Origin of the sequence: Butyricicoccus sp. AM05-1 (assembly GCF_003474415.1) — a bacterium.
GTDB classification, from domain to species: Bacteria; Bacillota; Clostridia; order Oscillospirales; family Butyricicoccaceae; genus Agathobaculum; species Agathobaculum butyriciproducens.
In genome coordinates this window covers 25,401-43,675 of sequence record NZ_QUDG01000001.1, presented here as the reverse complement: position 1 = coordinate 43,675, position 18,275 = coordinate 25,401, and the positions used below count along the sequence as shown (strand labels likewise).

15 protein-coding genes, 1 tRNA gene and 1 other RNA gene are annotated in these 18,275 nt (G+C 56.7%); 6 read left to right on the top strand and 11 right to left on the bottom strand.

The features are described from left to right. The first annotated feature begins 12 nt into the window (after positions 1 to 12). Positions 13 to 228 carry a helix-turn-helix domain-containing protein gene (locus DW088_RS00185; protein WP_118358530.1) on the top strand — a complete coding sequence of 72 codons (216 nt, stop codon included), beginning with the start codon at positions 13 to 15 and terminating at the stop codon, positions 226 to 228. 44 nt (positions 229 to 272) lie between these two features. On the opposite strand, the gene DW088_RS00180 is transcribed toward DW088_RS00185, so the two are convergent. The 8 genes from DW088_RS00180 to DW088_RS00145 form a co-directional block, all read right to left on the bottom strand. Then, positions 273 to 527 carry a helix-turn-helix domain-containing protein gene (locus DW088_RS00180; RefSeq protein WP_118358528.1) on the bottom strand — a complete coding sequence of 85 codons (255 nt, stop codon included), beginning with the start codon at positions 525 to 527 and terminating at the stop codon, positions 273 to 275. Between the two features lie 251 nt (positions 528 to 778). Continuing rightward, positions 779 to 1,132: a transfer-messenger RNA gene (ssrA, locus tag DW088_RS00175) on the bottom strand. Between the two features lie 66 nt (positions 1,133 to 1,198). Continuing rightward, a complete protein-coding gene (gene smpB, locus DW088_RS00170) occupies positions 1,199 to 1,669 on the bottom strand; it encodes an SsrA-binding protein SmpB (protein ID WP_117490323.1) in 471 nt (156 codons plus the stop codon). Positions 1,670 to 2,660: 991 nt separating this feature from the next. Beyond that, the gene (locus DW088_RS00165) at positions 2,661 to 3,242 is read right to left on the bottom strand and encodes a xanthine phosphoribosyltransferase (protein WP_118358526.1); all 582 of its coding nucleotides are present in this window, start codon (positions 3,240 to 3,242) and stop codon (positions 2,661 to 2,663) included. A gap of 110 nt (positions 3,243 to 3,352) precedes the next feature. Continuing rightward, positions 3,353 to 3,964 (bottom strand): toprim domain-containing protein, encoded by a 612-nt coding sequence (locus tag DW088_RS00160; protein WP_118358524.1) that lies wholly within the window; start codon positions 3,962 to 3,964, stop codon positions 3,353 to 3,355. Beyond that, positions 3,961 to 5,013 carry a DNA polymerase III subunit delta gene (holA, locus tag DW088_RS00155; protein ID WP_118358522.1) on the bottom strand — a complete coding sequence of 351 codons (1,053 nt, stop codon included), beginning with the start codon at positions 5,011 to 5,013 and terminating at the stop codon, positions 3,961 to 3,963. Before holA ends, DW088_RS00160 begins: the two co-directional genes overlap by 4 nt. Positions 5,014 to 5,016: 3 nt before the next feature. After that, the gene (locus DW088_RS00150) at positions 5,017 to 7,239 is read right to left on the bottom strand and encodes a ComEC/Rec2 family competence protein (RefSeq protein WP_118358520.1); all 2,223 of its coding nucleotides are present in this window, start codon (positions 7,237 to 7,239) and stop codon (positions 5,017 to 5,019) included. A 69-nt stretch (positions 7,240 to 7,308) separates the two neighbouring features. Beyond that, positions 7,309 to 8,172 (bottom strand): AraC family transcriptional regulator, encoded by an 864-nt coding sequence (locus DW088_RS00145; protein WP_118358518.1) that lies wholly within the window; start codon positions 8,170 to 8,172, stop codon positions 7,309 to 7,311. A gap of 178 nt (positions 8,173 to 8,350) precedes the next feature. On the opposite strand from DW088_RS00145, the gene DW088_RS00140 reads away from it, so the two are divergent. From DW088_RS00140 to DW088_RS00130, 3 genes are all read left to right on the top strand, one after another. Further along, the gene (locus DW088_RS00140) at positions 8,351 to 9,718 is read left to right on the top strand and encodes an MATE family efflux transporter (protein ID WP_118358516.1); all 1,368 of its coding nucleotides are present in this window, start codon (positions 8,351 to 8,353) and stop codon (positions 9,716 to 9,718) included. A 1,078-nt stretch (positions 9,719 to 10,796) separates the two neighbouring features. Continuing rightward, positions 10,797 to 13,424, top strand: a complete 2,628-nt coding sequence (gene alaS / locus DW088_RS00135; RefSeq protein ID WP_118358514.1) for an alanine--tRNA ligase — start codon at positions 10,797 to 10,799, stop codon at positions 13,422 to 13,424. Positions 13,425 to 13,494: 70 nt separating this feature from the next. Continuing rightward, positions 13,495 to 13,833, top strand: coding sequence for a histidine triad nucleotide-binding protein (locus DW088_RS00130; protein ID WP_118358512.1), 339 nt, complete (start codon positions 13,495 to 13,497; stop codon positions 13,831 to 13,833). A 275-nt stretch (positions 13,834 to 14,108) separates the two neighbouring features. Here DW088_RS00130 and DW088_RS00125 read toward each other — a convergent pair whose 3' ends face one another. From DW088_RS00125 to DW088_RS00115, 3 genes are read right to left on the bottom strand one after another with little or no spacing between them, the layout of a single operon-like run. Continuing rightward, the gene (locus tag DW088_RS00125; RefSeq protein ID WP_118358510.1) at positions 14,109 to 14,519 is read right to left on the bottom strand and encodes a peptide deformylase; all 411 of its coding nucleotides are present in this window, start codon (positions 14,517 to 14,519) and stop codon (positions 14,109 to 14,111) included. Positions 14,520 to 14,529: 10 nt separating this feature from the next. Next, positions 14,530 to 15,216 carry an alpha/beta hydrolase gene (locus DW088_RS00120; RefSeq protein WP_118358508.1) on the bottom strand — a complete coding sequence of 229 codons (687 nt, stop codon included), beginning with the start codon at positions 15,214 to 15,216 and terminating at the stop codon, positions 14,530 to 14,532. Beyond that, on the bottom strand, positions 15,213 to 16,424 hold the full coding sequence (locus DW088_RS00115; RefSeq protein WP_118358506.1) for a M20 metallopeptidase family protein: 1,212 nt from the start codon (positions 16,422 to 16,424) through the stop codon (positions 15,213 to 15,215). Before DW088_RS00115 ends, DW088_RS00120 begins: the two co-directional genes overlap by 4 nt. Before the next feature lie 285 nt (positions 16,425 to 16,709). Between DW088_RS00115 and DW088_RS00110 the strand changes: the two genes are divergently transcribed. Further along, positions 16,710 to 17,912: a dicarboxylate/amino acid:cation symporter gene (locus tag DW088_RS00110; RefSeq protein ID WP_118358504.1), complete on the top strand. Its 1,203-nt coding sequence runs from the start codon at positions 16,710 to 16,712 to the stop codon at positions 17,910 to 17,912. A gap of 241 nt (positions 17,913 to 18,153) precedes the next feature. Then, a tRNA-Pro gene (locus tag DW088_RS00105) sits at positions 18,154 to 18,229 on the top strand. Positions 18,230 to 18,275: the final 46 nt, after the last annotated feature.

The window sequence follows — 18,275 nt, the reverse complement described above, 5'->3', positions numbered from 1 at the left end:
GGAGGTGAGAGTATGGGGCTCTCTGTTGCCGAAAAGATTCGCCTGATCATGAAAAGGCAGAAAATAACGATGGGCGATCTGGCTGAGGCGTCAGGGCAGACGCGGCAAAACCTGTCCAACAAAATGACGCGCGGGAACTTTACTGAAAAAGACATCACGGAGTTGGCGGCTGCGCTCGGCTGCACAGTCGAAATCCGTTTTGTCACACAGGACGGCGAGGAGATATAAGAAAAGGCCCCGGGCGAATGAACGCCCGAGGCCTCGGAGTAGGCTTAACGCTTGCTATGTATATCCGCGCCGGTGCGCGTCTTGACTCTGGTCTCCTTGTTTTCCTCTCGGATCATCAGGTCTGACAACTCACACCCCAGCGCCTCACAAATAAGATCCAGGTGCTCCAGGTTTACCCTTTCTGCGATCTCATGGTACAGGTCATTGATCGTCGAAGGTCGAATGCCTGTTGCCCTTGCAAGGTCAGCTTGTGACCACCTCCGCTCGCCAAGCCGGGTGGACAGTAAAATCCTAATCATAGCCATGCTCCTTTACGGTAGATTCTAACAACGATTTTAGAATCTCGCTGGATTTTGGTAGATTATAACGAAATCCGTTATGGCTATGAAAAAACACAAAGAGGCTACCGCGCAGGAACAATCCTGTGCAGTAGCCTCTTTTTTATTCTTCCGCGTCGAGCGGACAGACCAAAACGAAGACTCCGCCGACCATATAGATTGCAGAGATAGGAGCAGAGCCAGGCGACCTCTCGGTTCGTCTGGCTCTGCTTTGGTGGAGCCGAGGGGAGTTGAACCCCTGTCCGAAAGTGCATCCACGAGGACTTCTCCGGGCGCAGTTTGTCGATTAAAATTCCCGCCGCGGCACGCCGGCAAACAGGCTTACCGTTTTGGTAGAGTCATTTTACATGACGAGGGCAACTCTTACCTCGTACACGTTCACCACTAATCGACGCCGGATCTCTGAGCCGTGGTCCTCTCTGAGCCGACGGGCTAAGCCTAATTAGGCAGCCTGAAGAGTATAATTGTTGTTGTTTAATTTATAAACAGTTGGAGCTTTTATCGCAGATCCCCACTGCGGCCCGCTATCCCGGCTTCAACACCCCCGTCGAACCCGTTACGGCCCCATTTTGAAATGGAGAATGGAAAATTGAGAATGGAGAATATTCTGCTCTCAGCTTTTCCATTTTTAATTAACGATTACGCTCTTTCATCGCGCGGTCCATCTCGCGTTTTGCGTCGCGTGCGGCGATACTGTCACGCTTATCATGCAGCTTTTTGCCCTTGCACAAACCGATTTCAACCTTCACGCGTGAGCTTTTGAAATAAACCGCCAGCGGAATGACCGAATAGCCGTCCTGCTTGGTCTTGCTGAACAGGTTGACGATCTCACGTTTGTGCATAAGCAGCTTACGCACGCGCAACGGGTCCTTATTGAAGATATTGCCCTTTTCGTACGGCGAAATATGCATACCGCGCACAAAAATCTCACCGTCCTTGAACGAACAGTAGGAATCCTTGAGATTGATCTGTCCCAAACGGATGGACTTTACCTCGGTGCCCGCAAGCTCGATGCCCGCTTCATACTTTTCCTCGACAAAGTAGTCATGCCATGCCTTTTTGTTGGCCGCAATCTGCTTTGTGCCCTTTTTGTCAACAGCCATGGCGAAACCTCCCTTACCGTGGTACATCTTATAATAACACGATTGCACGTATTTGTAAAGTTACGTCTGTGTTACAGAGTGTCCTCTCGTGCAGACGGTTTGCCTTTTTGCCGCAGACTGCGGCTGGGAGCGCCGCTGCGCGCGGCAGGCGCACAAGAGGGTAGACAACCTGCGGTTTTCCACCCTCTTGTGAATCACCCCTTTTCCCTTAGGGGGCTTGGGTGCAGATGGTAGACTGCGTAAGCGTAGAAAAGGAGGAACGACAGAGGATTTTTTCTACTTCGTGGTATAACACCTTTCCGCATTGTCGGCTACATTACTGCTACACATATGGTTTACTCTACGCAGGCGCGACATACCCGTGCCGCGCAACACGTTTTCCGGTGCAGGTTATCCATCACCTGCGGGTAAAACTTCTTCTTATTGATGAATACTACTACCGTGGGGCGGCATGACCCCATGCCGCCTTGCAAACCTTTTTATACAATTTTAATTTATCGGCACGTGCCTGTAGGGGCGCGCATTGCGCGTCCTTTTTACCTTCTGCACAATTTCAATTCCTTGACACATACTCCGTAGGGGCGGACCAATGTGTCCGCCCTGTAAACCGTTACACCAGTCGTTAAAACGGGCGCACACGCTGGTGCGCCCCTACGGAACGCGAACGACAGACGTAGCAGCAAGGTAGCCGTGAACTGCGAATCGGTGCAGGAATGGACGCGCAATGCGCGCCCCTACGGACAGGTAACCCGACTGCCGTTCCCCTTTTCAACGCTTACGAAGTCCACCATCTGCGCCCAAGCCTTCTGAGGGAAAGGTAGGAGTTCAAAGAGGAAGGAAAACCGCAGGTTGTCCTTCCTTTTTGCCCTCTGCCGCGGGTACGGCAGCGTCACCCGCCGTGCCACGGCGCACCGCTGTGTTACATCATTCCCACATTTGCGGTCACTCAAACAAAAAGGAGGCTGCACGCCTCCTTTTTTCTCATATGCACTTACTGCTCCCGGAAATGCACTTCGCCGGTCGCAGCATCCATGCCGTCCACGATAGCGAGCGACTCGAGCTGATAGCCCAGATTGCGGATAATACGGCCGCCCTGCTGGAAACCCTTCTCCACGGCAATGCCGATGCCCTCGACCGTACCGCCGGCCTGTGCCACGATGGAGATCAGGCCCTGCAGCGCACAGCCGTTTGCCAGGAAATCGTCGATAACAAGCACATGGTCGTCCGGACCGAGGAACTTTTTAGAAACGATAACCTGATTCTTACACTTATGTGTAAAGGATTCAACCTCGGCAACATAAACCTCGCCGTCGATGTTGACACTCTGGGTCTTCTTCGCAAACACGACCGGAACGCCGAAATGACGAGCCACGATGCAGGCAATGCCGATGCCGGATGCCTCAATGGTAACGATCTTGTTGATCGGCTTGTCCGCGAAACGGCGCTTGAACTCCTCACCCATCTGATCAAACAGGTTAATATCCATCTGATGGTTCAGAAAGCTGTCTACCTTCAGAATGTTGCCTTCCTTAACAACGCCATCCTTGACAATTCGTTCCTCTAAAAAGTTCATGCTGCCACTCCCTGTTTTTTGCTTTATTTTCATCAGCTCTGCAATAGCTGCACTTGGTATTTTATCATTGTACTATACTTCGACAGGTTTTTCAATCATTCGTGCAGAAATTATTCCTCAATTTTCTCCACATACTGCTGAATGATTTCCGCAACCTGCTCATGCGTGCCAACGGCGTTGATAAACTCCAGCAGGGCATTTGCCGTCATGTGCGCAGGCAAATCCAGCGCGTGCAGAACGGCAGCGCGGCGTGCCGTGCTGTCCGATCTGCCGGACAGTCCCCACTCGTAAAAATCCGCCTTGGTGATAACAGGATGCACAGGTGTTTCGATTTCGTCCTGCTGTGCAAAGGTTGCACCCGCTCGGCGGAGCGCGTCCAGAATCACCTGCGGACGCATGCCCTCCACGCCCAGCTTGCCCTCCTTGGAGCCATGCCGCTTGCGGCGTTCCTTGCCCGCGATATCGGGCACATACGCCTGCTTGACGCAGCCCTTCGGCAGTGCGCCCTTGAGGTAATTGCGGATGACAAAGCCCGCACCGTCACTGTCGGTCAGCACGATAAGACCGCGCGTTTCCGCGATACGGCGCAGCAGCTTGAGCTGGTCTTTATTGTTAAAAATACGGAATCCGCCGCTTTCGAGCACCACGGTGTCCACCACCTGCCGGACGGTGTTCACGTCATACCGTCCCTCTACCAGAATCGCTTCCCTGATACGTGTCATTTCTTTTCCCCCTTCAGCTCCGCTGCCATGGTGAGCAGCGTCAGCTCGATCTGCTTCTGCCGGTCTGCTGCGCCGCCCTTGAGTGCGGCATCGGTCTCCGCGCACAGCGACGCCGCCTTTCGCAGCCAGCTGAGCGGCACACGCCGTGCTGCATTCTGAATCTGCCTTGCGTAGTACGGCGATTTCGAGCCGATCATCTCCATCAGCTGTTTTTCGCCGCCGCGGTTCTCCGCGCACAACTTGGCAGCATACAGACGCTGGATGTGACGTGTGATGGCGGTGAAGATCATGACCTCGTTGTTCTTCTGCGCGAGCAGCTCCCCGACGAGCGCGACCGCCCGATCAAACCTGCCTGCGGTTACCGCGTCGGTCAGGTCAAACACGACGGCATCCAACACCGGAGAGCATACCGCGTCGATGTTATAGCGCTTAATAACGCCGGTCGTGGTGTGCGCGGCTGCCTTTTCCATCTCACCGGCGAGGTTGGTCATGGAATTGCCGCACAGGAAGATCATGTACGATGCATCTCCCGGTTCGATCATGCAGCCGAGCGCCTTGGCACGCCGCTCGAGCCACGCCACCAGCTCCTGCTCCTCCGCGTGTGCGAACTCGGCAAAGCAGGCGCGCTTCTCGAGTGTCTTGTACAGCTTGGTTCGCTTGTCCGGCTTGCCGTCCAGCACGTCGTAGTAGAACACGAGGCAGACGTACTCCGGCAGGTCACCGAGTACGCTCGGCAGCACGTCCGCGAAGCCGGCAGGCGGCTTGAACAGGTCGAAGTCCTTGACGATGATGAGCTTTTTATCTGCCATCGCGGGATAGCTGTCAATGGCTTCGGTCAGCATTTCCGGTGTCAGACCCTTGCCCTCGAACTCAATAAGATTGAAATCCGCAAAGGTCTCGTCCACCACCTTCTGCCGCAGCTGCCGCAGATAGTATTCCTTCATGTAGCTTTCCTCGCCCGAAATGATGTACAGCGTGGCAAATTCGCCGTTTTTCAGGTCGCGGATCAGCTGTGATTTTCCGTTTGGTTTGGTTTCTCTTGCCGCCATGTGTTACTCCTTTTTGAACTGCCGTGCGATCTCACCTTCCTTATAGGTGCTCTGCACGTCCAGTCCCTTGTGCGACCGCAGTCCCTTCTCCGAACTCGCCGCAATGATGATATGCTGTGCGCCTGCCGCTTCAGCGTACTGTGCCATGCTTTCGCCGCTGCTCAGATGGTTCGCGCTGAGCACCAGCTCCGCTGCGGCAGGCAGCGTGTTTTTCTCTAAATAGGCCGATAGCTGTTTCTCGGTCGGACTGTGCAGGATGAGCACCTCGTCCGCTATGCTTACGGCCAGTTTTCCCTCGGTGACCGGGAAAATCTCCACCGGTGCGATCGGGTTCGCAAGCGTCACCGGCTCGCTTATCTCCCGCGCCTCACGCTCGTGCACGAAGGAAAGCAAATCGGCGTTGGTCTTGCGCTCCTGACAGCCTGCGGGCATGAGCAGTTCCCCAACCTCGACCGTTTCCATCAGCTCCGGCAGGTTGCGCGCATGTCCCTGGTCGACCGCGGTCAGCACGACCGTATCCAGCCGCTTCAGACCATTCCAGCGCAGCCACTCGCGTACCTGACGCGCAGCGTTCCGGTAGCTGCCGCAATCTATGAGCATCGCGTGTTCGGTGTCGCTCAGCAGAACGGCCTGACCGCTGCCGCACGGCAGATACGTCACCGTATACCGGCCGTTCTGGTGATGCACCTCGGCAATACATAAGCCGATCAGCACCACCGCCAGACACGGCAGCACGGCTTTCCATTTGACGTGCTTTCCGGCAGTCAGCCACACGAGCAGCGCCGCGAACACGATGCCGAGCGCCGCCAGACCGAAGGTGTTGTTCGGGTGCAGCGTGCCGAAGCCGAGGTCCGCGATGATATTCGCTGACCAGAGCAGATAGCTTATAAGCGGACGAACCAGTCCGGCAAGCATCGGCACAAGCGCCGGACAGGCGGCTGCTGCAACACACAGCACGAACCCGCCCACAAAGCAGAGCGAGGTCACGCCGACCGTCATCAGGTTGCTGATGGGCGACAGCACGGACACCGCGCCGAACGAGGTCAGCAGAATCGGTACTGTAAATATCGTAGCACAAACCGTGCAGCTAAGTGCGCTCGTGATGACCGCAAGCACCTTGCGCACGAGTTTCGGCGCACCGGCAAACGGCTTTTCGAGCGCATGCTGCAGCTTCCCTGCGAACAGGATAAGACCGAGCGTGGACGCGAATGAAAGCTGCAGTCCCACACTTGCAATCGAGTACGGATTGACAAGCAGCAGAACAGCCAATGCCATCAGCAGCGCGTTCAGTCCGCCTGAGCGGCGCCGCAGAAGAAATCCGCCTGCAGCCGTCAGGTACATCAGCGCCGCACGCAGTACGGACGGCGTGGCTCCCGCGACCGGCACAAACAGCAGCACCAGCGGGATGGATACAACCGTTCCCCACCGTTTGCCGAACAACAGCGTGCAGAACCCGACGAGAAAGCCGATGTGCAGTCCGGAAACGGCCACCAGATGGCTTAAACCGGCAATACGGAATGCCGTCTGGTCGGTGTCGCTCAGGTTTTTGCTTCCGCCGACCAGCAGTCCGGTCAGCAGACCGGCTTCGCGTTCCGGAAGGGTACGCTGCACCGCATTTCGGCAGAACCGCGCGATCCTCTGCGGCGCAAAGCGCAGACTGTCCCGCTTGGAATCTAAGACCTCAAATTTTACCGGATTGTGCGCCTCATCGGTCGCATACGCGCCTACGATGTAGCAGCCCTCGGACGCCTGATATGCCGCACGGTCAAAGCCGCCGAGCGTGTCCGGCACATAAAGTGCGACCGCGGCACGCACCCTGTCTCCTGCCAGCAATGGCGGTTCGGTTTCCGGTAAGTAGCACCGCAGGCGAAACCGCCTGCCGTCTGCAGTCTCCGCCGAGAGCAGCACGCGCTGGTCAGTATCGTACACCTCGGCATCCCGCAAGGCGGTTGCGGTGATCTCCTGCGTTTCGCCGGCTAAAGCACGAATGGGCGCGACCCGCAAATCCCGGAACACGGCAAAGCCGGTCAGCGCAAGAGCGGCAGCCGCCAGCACGGCAAACACAGTCAGCAGACACTTGCGGCGGCGCAGAAACACAGCCGCAAGCACCAGAAGAAGCGCGATCGGTGCAATGATATGCAGCTGCACCGGCAGCTCCAGACAGACTGCCGCGTACAGCGCGGCAGCCATCGGCGGCACCAGATAAACCAGAGGGCGTTCTCGCATACGGGGTCACTTCCTTGCCTTTTCTACTATTATAGCAAAGACCGGAACGCGCCGCAACCGCAGACCGACTTACAGCGTATTTCTGCGGAACTGGGTCGGTGTTGCGCCGGTTTTCTCGGTGAAGGCTGTAATAAAGTTGACCTCACTGCGGTAGCCGACGCGGAACGCAATTTCCTTGACCGAAAGCGACGTGGACTGCAGCAGGGCCTTTGCCTCGTCAATCCGGTGCAGCATGATGTACTCGTGCGGGGAAAATCCGGTCGTGCTGCGGAACAGCCGCGAGAAATGCGACGGACTCAGGCTGACCGCGTTTGCGACCTGCTCGACCGACAGCGGCTCGAACAGATGTGCACCGATGTACTGCACTGCCTGTGCGATGGCATCGTTTTGCCGGTCAGGCCCGGCCTGTGCCGGGAAAAGCAGCCCACACAGCAGCCCGTAAATGCGCTGTGAGCGCTCGATCTCGGTCATGTCACCGGTACGCAGACCGGAAATGATCTGCGCGAGCTCCTGCTCGACCCGCAGGTTCGCCGGCGGCGTAAGCACCTGCCTGCCGCCGCGGAACGCGAGTATCTGCTCGAAAAATGCCGCCGCATTTGCGCCGTCAAAGTGAATCCAGAGCGCTTCCGCGTCGCCCTTGGTATAAAAATGATGCGGTCTGCGGCAGTCCACCAGTCCGATCTGTCCGCGCTCGGCGCAGTAGAGCTGGTCGGTCTCGAAGTACATCGTACCCGAGCGAACGTAGGTCAGAAAGAGATTCTTATGGCTTTCCAGATGGGCGATGTCGCAGCTGTCGAGAAAATTATACCGCGCATCGTAGTAATAATGTCCCACGCGGGTGACATAGTAAAACAGCCGCCGAGCCGTTGCAGACGGCGTTGAGAAAAATCGTTCCGAGCGCGACAGCACACCCGGCTCACTGAAAACCTTCACGGCATTCCCTCCTCTGCTTTCTATGATAGCACAAAATATGAATAGATTGCAGTATTTTGTTATTGCCAAATCAAAGGAAATTCGGTATGCTGTTTAAAGAAAATAAAAAGCTGCGCCGGAACGATAGATATTGCGGTCCGTTCCGTTCGGTTAGCTTTGGAGAAAAGGGGTTGTTGTAATGATAAAGGAAAAGACATTTTATAAATCCTTTATGGTGCTGGCACTGTCGCTGGCGCTGCAGAACCTGCTCACCTACGGCGTAAACCTGATGGACACCATGATGCTCGGACGATACAGTCAGGATGCCATGGGCGGCGTAAGCCTGTGCAATCAGGTGCAGTTTCTGCTGCAGATGCTGGTCGTCGGTGCAGGCGAGGGCGCGGTCGTTATGGGTTCGCAGTACTGGGGCAAAAACAAGCTGGAGCCAATCCCGCACATCATCGGTGTGGCTTTGCGCTTCGGCGGTACACTGGCGGTGCTGATGTTCGGCATTGTGCTGTTCTTCCCGCACCAGCTGCTGTCGCTGCTGTCCAACTCACCGACGGTCATCGCGGAAGGTGAAAAGTATTTCCAGATCATCTGCTTTACCTATATTATCTTTACAATAACCAATATTCTGGTCGCGTCTCTCCGCTCGATCGGTGTAGTAAAGATCGGCTACATGATCTCGGGTTCTACGCTCATCATCAACGTGTGCCTGAACTACTGCCTGATCTACGGCCACTTCGGCTGTCCGGAGCTGGGCGTGCGCGGTGCAGCTATCGCAACGCTGGTTTCCCGCTGTGTGGAACTGCTCATCGTCATTTACTACCTGAAGTTTAAGGAGCACAAGCTCAATCTGAGCCTGCGCAAGCTGGTTCACATCGACACCAGCTATGTGCAGGATTACATGCACGTTTCCCTGCCGGTGCTCATCAATCAGGCGCTCTGGGGCGTAGCGCAGATGGTACAGACCGGTATCCTCGGCCATCTCGGCGGCGATGCCACGGCTGCCAACGCGATCGCAGTGCAGGTATATCAGGTTCTGTCGGTTGTCTGCTATGGCGCCGCGTCCGCATCCGGCATTGTGGTCGGCCGCACCATCGGCGAGGGCAACCAGCAGCGGCTGCGTCCGCTCGTACATACGCTGCAGGTCCTGTTTGTCTCCATCGGACTGTGTTCGGGTCTTTTGATCTTCCTTCTGCGCGTACCGATCCTTGCGCTGCTCGGCGGTACGCTCACCGAAACGGCGTACAAGTATTCTCTGCAGTTCATGATGGTGCTCGCCATCACGACGGTCGGCACCTCGTACCAGATGGCGTGCGATAACGGCATCATCCGCGGCGGCGGCGACACCAAGTTCAGCGCCAAGATGAATATCATCAGCATGTGGCTTATCGTTGTGCCGTTCTCGGCAATGGCGGCTTTCTGGTGGAAGTTCCCGCCGGTTGTCGTGTTCTTCCTGCTCAAGTGGGATCAGCTGTATAAGATCATTCCCGTGGCTATCCGCCTGCACAGCTGGAAGTGGGTCAAGAAGGTGACTCGGCCGGATACCGCAGAAGGTTAAAATCGAATTTATCCTACCTCTCTCTTTGGAGCTCGCTGTAAGGCGGGCTCCTTTTTTCTGCACCGGGTTTCCAGGGGATACGAACCGCACAGGCGGTTCGCCCTATCCGGGCGGGGGATTTTCGCTTGCGAAGCGAACGGAACTGCGCTGACGCCGCGCGGGCGCACAAGAGGGTAGACACCTGCGGTTTCCACCCTCTTGTGAAACTCCCCTTTCCCTATTAGCGCGGCGAAAATCGGAGAGCGGCGACCGCTGCGAAATAGGGAAACGGCAGTCGGGTTACCGCAGCGTGTCTTTCGCAACCTATTCGCAGTTCACAGATAGCGTACTGCTACACAGACGGTTTACTTCCAGCAGAGCGCGGCATACCCGTGCCGCGCAACTCGTGAGCGCGTTATGATAGATAGGGCCTGCGAGAATAAATGCTGCCGAACGCCTACATTCGCAGGGGCCGGGCGTAACAACGTGCAAACGAGTTGCGCGACACGGTTATGTCGCGCCTGCGCAGATGAAATCACATGTGTAGCAGAACGGTATCTGACACTGCGAACAGGTTGCGAAAGATACGGTAGAAAGAATCCTCTGCCGTACTCCTTTTCGAAGCGGTCACATGTCGGTAATCTGCGCCAGACTATCTAATAAGGGAAAGGCAGGAGTTCAAAGAGGAAGGGAAACCGCAGGTGTCCCTTCCTCTTTGCCCCCCCGCCGTGGGTACGGCGTTACCCCGCAGAGCGCAACTTTCTGCGATTTCGGTTGACAACTGCCCGCAAAAGTGGCATAATAGATACGCAATACAGAAAATGCGATGAGGAAACGAGTTTTCCATCCGCCGTTCTTCAGAGAGAGGACATTCGCTGCAAGTCCTTGTCCGGTGCGGAAAACAGCCACTTCCGAGCAGTCTGCAACTGAAACAGACCGTCCGATCCCCGATACCGGATTACCGAGATGGATATGGCATACCCATATTCAAATCAAGGTGGTACCGTGGAAGCATGCTTTCGCCCTTGAAGTCCGGGCGGAGGCTTTTTTCATTTTCTGTTTTATTTCCGTAAATTCTTTTTTGGAGGAATCAATTTATATGCAGTACAGAGGACTCAACGAGCTGCGCGAGATGTACCTCAGTTTCTTTGAAACCAAGGGTCATCTCCGCCTGCCGAGCTTTTCGCTCATCCCGCAGAACGATCCGTCGCTTCTGCTCATCAACTCCGGCATGGCGCCGATGAAGCCGTTCTTCACCGGCGAGCAGGAGCCGCCGCGCCACCGCGTTACCACCTGCCAGAAGTGCATCCGCACCGGCGATATCGAGAACGTTGGCAAGACCGCCCGTCACGGCACCTTCTTCGAGATGCTGGGCAACTTCTCCTTCGGCGACTACTTCAAGCGCGAGGCCATTCACTGGAGCTGGGAATTCCTGACCAGTCCGGAGTGGGTCGGCATTGACCCGGATCGCCTGTATCCGTCCATCTACGTTGACGATGACGAGGCATTCGAGATCTGGAACAAGGAGGTCGGCATTGCACCGGAGCGCATCTTCCGCTTCGGCAAGGAGGACAACTTCTGGGAGCATGGCTCCGGTCCGTGCGGCCCGTGCTCTGAGATCTACTACGACCGCGGCCCCGAGTACGGCTGCGGCAAGCCCGGCTGCACCGTCGGCTGCGACTGTGACCGCTACATGGAGGTATGGAACAACGTATTCTCCCAGTTCGACAACGACGGCCACGGCAACTACTCTGAGCTGAAGCAGAAGAACATCGACACCGGCATGGGTCTGGAGCGTCTGGCATGCGTGGTACAGGGCGTTGGCTCCCTGTTCGACGTTGACACTGTGCGCAACATCACCAACAAGGTTTCCGAGATCGCCGGCAAGCACTACGGCGACAGCGACAAGACTGATGTTTCCCTGCGCGTTATCACCGACCACATCCGCTCCACCGTTATGATGATCTGCGACGGCGTTATCCCGTCCAACGAGGGCCGCGGCTACGTTCTGCGCCGCCTGCTGCGCCGCGCCGTTCGTCACGGCAAGCTGCTCGGCATTGACAAGCCGTTTATGTCCGACGTTGCTTCCACCGTTATCAACGAGTCCGGCGGCGCATATCCGGAGCTGGTTGAGAAGCAGAAATATATCCACAAGGTTATCGAGAACGAGGAAGCCAGCTTCAACAAGACCATCGACAGCGGTCTGGCTATCCTGAATGACAAGATCGCCGCTTCCGACGGCAAGGAACTGTCCGCTGCGGACGCATTCCAGCTGTATGACACCTACGGCTTCCCGATCGACCTGACCCTTGAGGTACTCGAGGAGCAGGGCATGACCACCAGCCGCGAGGAGTTCGATCGCCTGATGAACGAGCAGCGCGAGCGTGCCCGTGAGGACCGCAAGAAGATGGGCGACCTCGGCTGGCAGAGCGAGGATCTGGGTCTGGACAAGTCCATCAAGACCGCATTTGATGGCTACACCACCCTCGAGGAGTCCGCAAAGATTCTGGCTATCGTAAACGAGGGCGAGGTTTCCGGCGCCGCTGCCAAGGGCGAGAAGATCACCGTTGTACTCGACCGCACGCCGTTCTACGCTGAAATGGGCGGTCAGATCGGTGACCACGGCGTTATCATCGGCAAGAACGGCACTATGACCGTTTCCGACGTGCAGAAGACCAAGGACGGCAAGTACATGCACATCGGCGTTGTCACCGAGGGTGAGCTGTCCGTTGAGGACGAGGTAACCGCTTCCGTTGATGCGGCTTACCGCCAGGCAATCTGCCGTGCACACACCTCCACCCATCTGCTGCAGAAGGCGCTCCGCGCCGTACTGGGCGACCACGTTGAGCAGGCAGGCTCCTACACTGCAAACGATCATATCCGCTTCGACTTCACCCACTTTGCAGCGCTGACCGCCGAGGAGCTGGCTAAGGTCGAGGATATGGTTAACGATGCTATTCTGGCCGGCAGCCCGGTCATCACCGAGGAAATGAGCATCGACGAAGCCAAGAAGAAGGGTGCTATGGCGCTGTTCGGCGAGAAGTACGGCCAGACCGTCCGCGTGGTACAGGCCGGCGACTCCATCGAGCTTTGCGGCGGTACGCATCTGGACAACACCGCGAAGGCTGGTTCGCTCAAGATCATCGGTGAGGCTTCTGTTGCCGCAGGCGTGCGTCGTATCGAGGCCGTTACCGGCAAGGCTGTCCTCAAGCTGATGAACGACCGTCAGGCTGTTCTCAACGAGGCTGCTGCAGCACTCAAGACCAATCCGAACGAGCTGGCTGCCAAGATCGAGCAGCAGATCAATGATGTTCGTACACTCAACAAAAAGCTCGAAAAGATGGGCGCAAAGGTCGCTGCGATGCAGATGGTTGACCTGTTCAACGTATCCCGCAACATCAAGGGCGTGGACGTGGTTGCCACCAAGCTGGATGACGCATCTGCCGACATGCTCCGCACCATGGGCGATGACATCAAGAGCAAGAAGGAGAACATGGTTGCTGTTCTCTCCGCAGTCAACGGTGACAAGGTAAGCCTGCTTTGTGTCTGCGGCGCCGAAGCTGTCAAGAAGGGCGCACACGCCGGCAAGATTATCAAGGAAGTTGCCAAGATCGTTGGCGGCGGCGGCGGCGGCCGTCCGGACAGCGCAACCGCAGGCGGCAAGAATCCGGCAAAGCTGGAGGAAGCGCTCGAGGCTGTCAATAACATCGTTGACGCAATGCTGTAAACCGTAAATCAGGGCAAAACCGCGGGAAATCCTCCCGCGGCACACCCATTCAGAAAGGAGCGATCATTCCATGGAAGATTGTCTGTTCTGTAAAATCATCGCGGGCGATATCCCGTCGAGCAAGGTGTACGAGGACGACCTCTGCTACGCCTTCAACGACATTGACCCGCAGGCTCCCACGCATTTTCTCGTGATCCCGAAGCAGCACATCAAGTCTGTGGCCGCCGTTGATGCGTCCAACAGCGCTGTCGTTGCACACTGCTTTGAGGTCATTGCGAAGATTGCCAAGGAGCGCGGCATGGACAGCTTCCGCGTGGTCTCCAACATCGGAGAACAGGCGGGGCAGAGCGTGTTCCATCTGCATTTCCACGTCCTTTCCGGACGGGATATGACCTGGCCGCCGGGCTAATACGCCCTGCTTCTAAGGGGGACTCCGTCCCCCTTAGATACCCCGGAAGTTCCGGAGAAACTTCCGGGGATATCCCCCTCTCGTCCGCACAACGGACGAGGCCGTGCCGCTGCGGCACGGGCAGTGGAGAAAAAGTCCGGCAGAGCCGGACTTTTTCAGGGAATTTGATCGGCGTACTGCAGTACGCCGCTGCCTGCGCTTGCGCGAACGGCAGGAAAAAGGCACACCGTTTGGTGTGCCTTTTTGTATGCGCTGGTTTACATTTTGCTTTTTCCTTAAATAATGATGCCGTTGCAATGGTCGATTTCGTGCTGAATGATCTGTGCGGTCCAGCCGGTGAAGGTTTTCAGTCTCGTCTGGAACTTTTCGTTCTGGTACTGCACCTTGATGGATTGCCAGCGGCGCGTTTTGCGCGTGCCGGTCAGCGACAGACAGCCTTCCTCGGCCTCATAGCCGCCGGACTGCTTGACGATTTGCGGGTTGAACATCACCATATACGTTCCCTCGTTATCGAACGCGATAATGCGCTTGTTCACGCCGATCATGTTCGCCGCCATGCCGACACAGCCGTCCTTATGCGCTTCGAGCGTTTCCAGCAGGTCATGTGCGGTTTGGATATCGTCCGGCGTGGCCTGCTCGGCCTTCTGCGCTAAAAATTTCTCGTCTTTGCAGATTTCCTGAATCATATTGTGCTCCTTATTTATGTTTGCGTTCCCAGTCGGCCATGACGGCCAGCTGCTCCGGTGTGTGGAACCAGTGCTCGCCTTGCGGCACGATGATCAGCTCCGCACCGGATTTTGCCGTGTAAGTGCGGATAGTCGCCAAGTCAGTCATGCTGTCATTTTCGCCGTAGAGAATGTACTGCGGGCAGTACCAGTCCTTTGCCGGATGCTCCCGCACCCAGCAAAGGTAGTCCCACGAGAGCATATCCCCTTCCCTTGCGGGATACATGCCGCGCTCGCGCAGGATTTGCTCGGTAATGCCTGCCGCGCATATTCTGTCGCAGATCAAGCGCTCCATATCCACGATGGGCGACACAAACAGCGCTTTTTCCGGTGCGGCAAACGCCAGCCGCGCAAAATACGCCCCGATGCTGGTCGCGCGCACGTTTGTCGTGCGCCAGTGTGCTCTTGCGTAAGCCATCACGCGGGTGAGTTCGGGTACGGCTGTCCATGGTGCAAATTCCTCATCCCGGTTTTGGCGTGTGCCGTGATTCGGCAGGTCGATGGACAAAACCTGTGCGTCCGGAGACACGATTTCGGCAAACGGCAGGGCTTCTTCCTTGCAGCCGAATTGTCCGTGAACGAACAGCCACAGCGTGTCCGACGGCTCGCCGTACAGCACCGCCGGTGTGTTTTCGATGAAGAGTTGTTCGGTTTTCATGCGTTATCCTCGTCTGCCAGCCAGTTCAGCGCGCACCATGTGTGCAGTGCTGCGCCGCGCGGCAGGATATCCTCGTTGAACACGACCCTTTCGTTGTGCATCGGCTCACCGAACGCAGGATTTTCCTGCTTGGTGCCTGCACCGATGAGCAGGTATGCGCACGGTAAATCGTAGGTGTAGGACGCGAAATCCTCCGAGCCCATGCCGCCCTCGTCCAGCCGATAGACCAGCTTTTCACCGAACAGCGCCCCGGCAAGGTCTGCCATACGATTGGTCAGCGCAGCGTCATTCCTGAGCGGCGGCGCGGACGCGATCTCTTCCGTGACGGCTGTGCCGCGGAACGCCTGTGCGGTGCACTGTGCGATTTCCCCGATACGGGTGAAGATCTGCGCGGACAGGTCGCGGTCAAAGCTGCGGATGGTGCCCTCGAGCACCGCAGTCTGCGGGATAATATTGGGCGCCTCACCGCCGGTCATGCGGCCGATGGTAACGACAGCAGGCGTTTTTGCGCCGATCTCGCGGCTGATGATCTCCTGCAGCGACAGGTAAATGTGGCTTGCGATATTGAGCGGGTCCACGCCCTTTTCCGGCATTGCGCCGTGGCATCCAACGCCGTTTACCGTGATGCGGAACAGCGTGCAGCCCGCCATAAACGTGCCGCGTCCGCACAGAACCAGTCCGGACGGCGTGCCCGAATTGACGTGCAGCGCAAAGCCTGCCTGCGGTGCCGGGTCTTTCAGCACGCCCGCCGAGAGCATGGCCTTCGCGCCGGTAAAGCCTTCCTCGTCCGGCTGAAACACCAGCTTGACCGTGCCGTTCAGCTCACCTTGGTACTCGCGCAGCAGCTTTGCCGCACCGAGCAGCATCGCCGCGTGCATGTCGTGGCCGCAGGCGTGCATGCAGCCGTTCGCGGATGCAAAATCCAGTCCGGTCTGCTCGGTCACGCACAGCGCGTCCATGTCGGCGCGCAGGAGCAGACAGCGGCCGGTCTCAGTGCCGGTTATCTCTGCGACGACACCACCCGCCAGCTCGCGCGGCTGATAGCCCATCTCAAGCAGGCGTTTTTTGACGTAGGCTACAGTGTTCGGCAGGTCGGTGCCGACCTCGGGTGCAGCGTGCAGCGTCCGCCGGTCGCGGACAATATCCTCGCGGATGCGCTCTGCCGATGCAAGCACCTGCTCCGCCGTTATGGTTAAGGTTTGTGACATGGTTTTTCCTCCCTTGTCGGTGTTGCCCTATATTACAGCAATACCGCATAATTGAACAGAAGCGATTATGGTATGCCTTAAGTATACCATAAATTGCAGGAAAAAACCGCTCTGTTTTTATTTGGCGCAGCCATTTCCCGTATTTGCCTTGACGAAACGCGCTGTAAATTGTATCATATAGGTATATCATTGTGTCCACATGGCAACTTGGCGGCAGCGTGACAGGCTGAGGAGAAATCCGCCGATGCCATCCAGATGCAACGCAAACAAAGGGAGTATGTAGGTATGAAAAAAATTCTAAACAGCCTGCCGTTCAAGCTGCTGCTTGGCGTTGCGGTGGGCATCGTGCTCGGTCTGGTGGCGAACGAGGCCGTGATGAACGTGGTCGTGACGATCAAGCAGGTGCTCGGTCAGATCATCACGTTCTGTGTGCCGCTGATCGTTATCGGCTTTATTGCGCCGTCCATCACCAAGCTGGGCCACAACGCATCCAGAATGCTGGGCATTGCGCTCATTATCGCGTATGTGTCGTCGGTCGGCGCGGCGCTGATGAGCACGGCAGCCGGTTACGCACTCATTCCGCACCTGTCGATCGTATCGCAGGTTGACGGCCTGCGTGAGCTGCCCGAGGTACTGTTCCAGCTGGAGATTCCGGCGGTCATGAACGTGATGAGCGCACTGGCGCTGTCGCTGATGGTCGGTCTGGCTATCACCTGGACCAAATCCAAGATGATGGAGTCCCTGCTTGACGAGGTGCAGAACATTGTCCTCGCCATCGTCACCAAGATCATCATCCCGATTCTGCCGTTCTTTATCGCGTCCACCTTCTGCGGTCTGGCGTATGAGGGCACGATCACCAAGCAGTTTCCAGTGTTCATCAAGGTCATCATCATCGTTATGATCGGTCATTATATCTGGATGGCGCTGCTCTATGGAGTTGCGGGCGCATACTCGGGCAAGAACCCGATCGAAGTAGTGAAGCACTACGGTCCGGCGTACATCACTGCAGTCGGCACGATGTCCTCCGCAGCGACTTTGGCAGTTGCTCTGCGCTGCGCAAAGAAATCCACGGTGCTGCGCAAGGACATGGTTAATTTCGGTATTCCGCTGTTCGCCAACATCCATCTGTGCGGCTCGGTGCTGACCGAGGTTTTCTTCGTCATGACAATCTCGCAGATTCTGTACGGCAAGATTCCGTCTGTCGGAACCATGATCCTGTTCTGCGTGCTGCTCGGCATTTTCGCCATCGGCGCACCCGGTGTGCCGGGCGGTACGGTTATGGCTTCGCTCGGTCTGATCACCGGCATCCTGCTGTTTGACGGCACCGGCACCGCGCTTATGCTGACCATCTTTGCCCTGCAGGACAGCTTCGGCACCGCCTGCAACGTCACCGGCGACGGCGCGCTGACGCTTATTCTGACCGGCTACGCGAATAAGCATCATATCGCGGAGGAAAAGCGTGAGGTTGAAGCAGCAGAAGTTCAGTAATCAAATATGAGAAAAGGAGCCTGCTTTTGCGGGCTTCTTTTTTGTATCGGGAGAAAGCAGGTGCTATGATGGGAAAAGTGCGGTGTATCGCATACGGTGCAGCGTATGCGATGGTTGTTTCGACTGCACCGAAAGCAAGCGCTGCAAAGCAAATTTTCTGCAGGAATTTTCACAAAACGCTTGACTTTTCCCTCCGGATTTGGTATCCTATTTAGGCAAGGTTTGATAGACCGTTGCAAATCCGGGTGTAGCGCAGCTGGTAGCGTGCTTGACTGGGGGTCAAGAGGCCGCAGGTTCAAGTCCTGTCACTCGGACCATAAAAAGCCGTTCTTTCGAGAGAAAGGGCGGCTTTTTTGTAATTTA

Coding starts and splice junctions, on each gene's coding strand:
- DW088_RS00185 (WP_118358530.1), top strand. CDS start 13: ATGGGGCTCTCTGTTGCCGAAAAGATTCGCCTGATCATGAAAAGGCAG.
- DW088_RS00180 (WP_118358528.1), bottom strand. CDS start 527: ATGATTAGGATTTTACTGTCCACCCGGCTTGGCGAGCGGAGGTGGTCA.
- smpB (WP_117490323.1), bottom strand. CDS start 1,669: ATGGCTGTTGACAAAAAGGGCACAAAGCAGATTGCGGCCAACAAAAAG.
- DW088_RS00165 (WP_118358526.1), bottom strand. CDS start 3,242: ATGAACTTTTTAGAGGAACGAATTGTCAAGGATGGCGTTGTTAAGGAA.
- DW088_RS00160 (WP_118358524.1), bottom strand. CDS start 3,964: ATGACACGTATCAGGGAAGCGATTCTGGTAGAGGGACGGTATGACGTG.
- holA (WP_118358522.1), bottom strand. CDS start 5,013: ATGGCGGCAAGAGAAACCAAACCAAACGGAAAATCACAGCTGATCCGC.
- DW088_RS00150 (WP_118358520.1), bottom strand. CDS start 7,239: ATGCGAGAACGCCCTCTGGTTTATCTGGTGCCGCCGATGGCTGCCGCG.
- DW088_RS00140 (WP_118358516.1), top strand. CDS start 8,351: ATGATAAAGGAAAAGACATTTTATAAATCCTTTATGGTGCTGGCACTG.
- alaS (WP_118358514.1), top strand. CDS start 10,797: ATGCAGTACAGAGGACTCAACGAGCTGCGCGAGATGTACCTCAGTTTC.
- DW088_RS00130 (WP_118358512.1), top strand. CDS start 13,495: ATGGAAGATTGTCTGTTCTGTAAAATCATCGCGGGCGATATCCCGTCG.
- DW088_RS00125 (WP_118358510.1), bottom strand. CDS start 14,519: ATGATTCAGGAAATCTGCAAAGACGAGAAATTTTTAGCGCAGAAGGCC.
- DW088_RS00120 (WP_118358508.1), bottom strand. CDS start 15,216: ATGAAAACCGAACAACTCTTCATCGAAAACACACCGGCGGTGCTGTAC.
- DW088_RS00115 (WP_118358506.1), bottom strand. CDS start 16,424: ATGTCACAAACCTTAACCATAACGGCGGAGCAGGTGCTTGCATCGGCA.
- DW088_RS00110 (WP_118358504.1), top strand. CDS start 16,710: ATGAAAAAAATTCTAAACAGCCTGCCGTTCAAGCTGCTGCTTGGCGTT.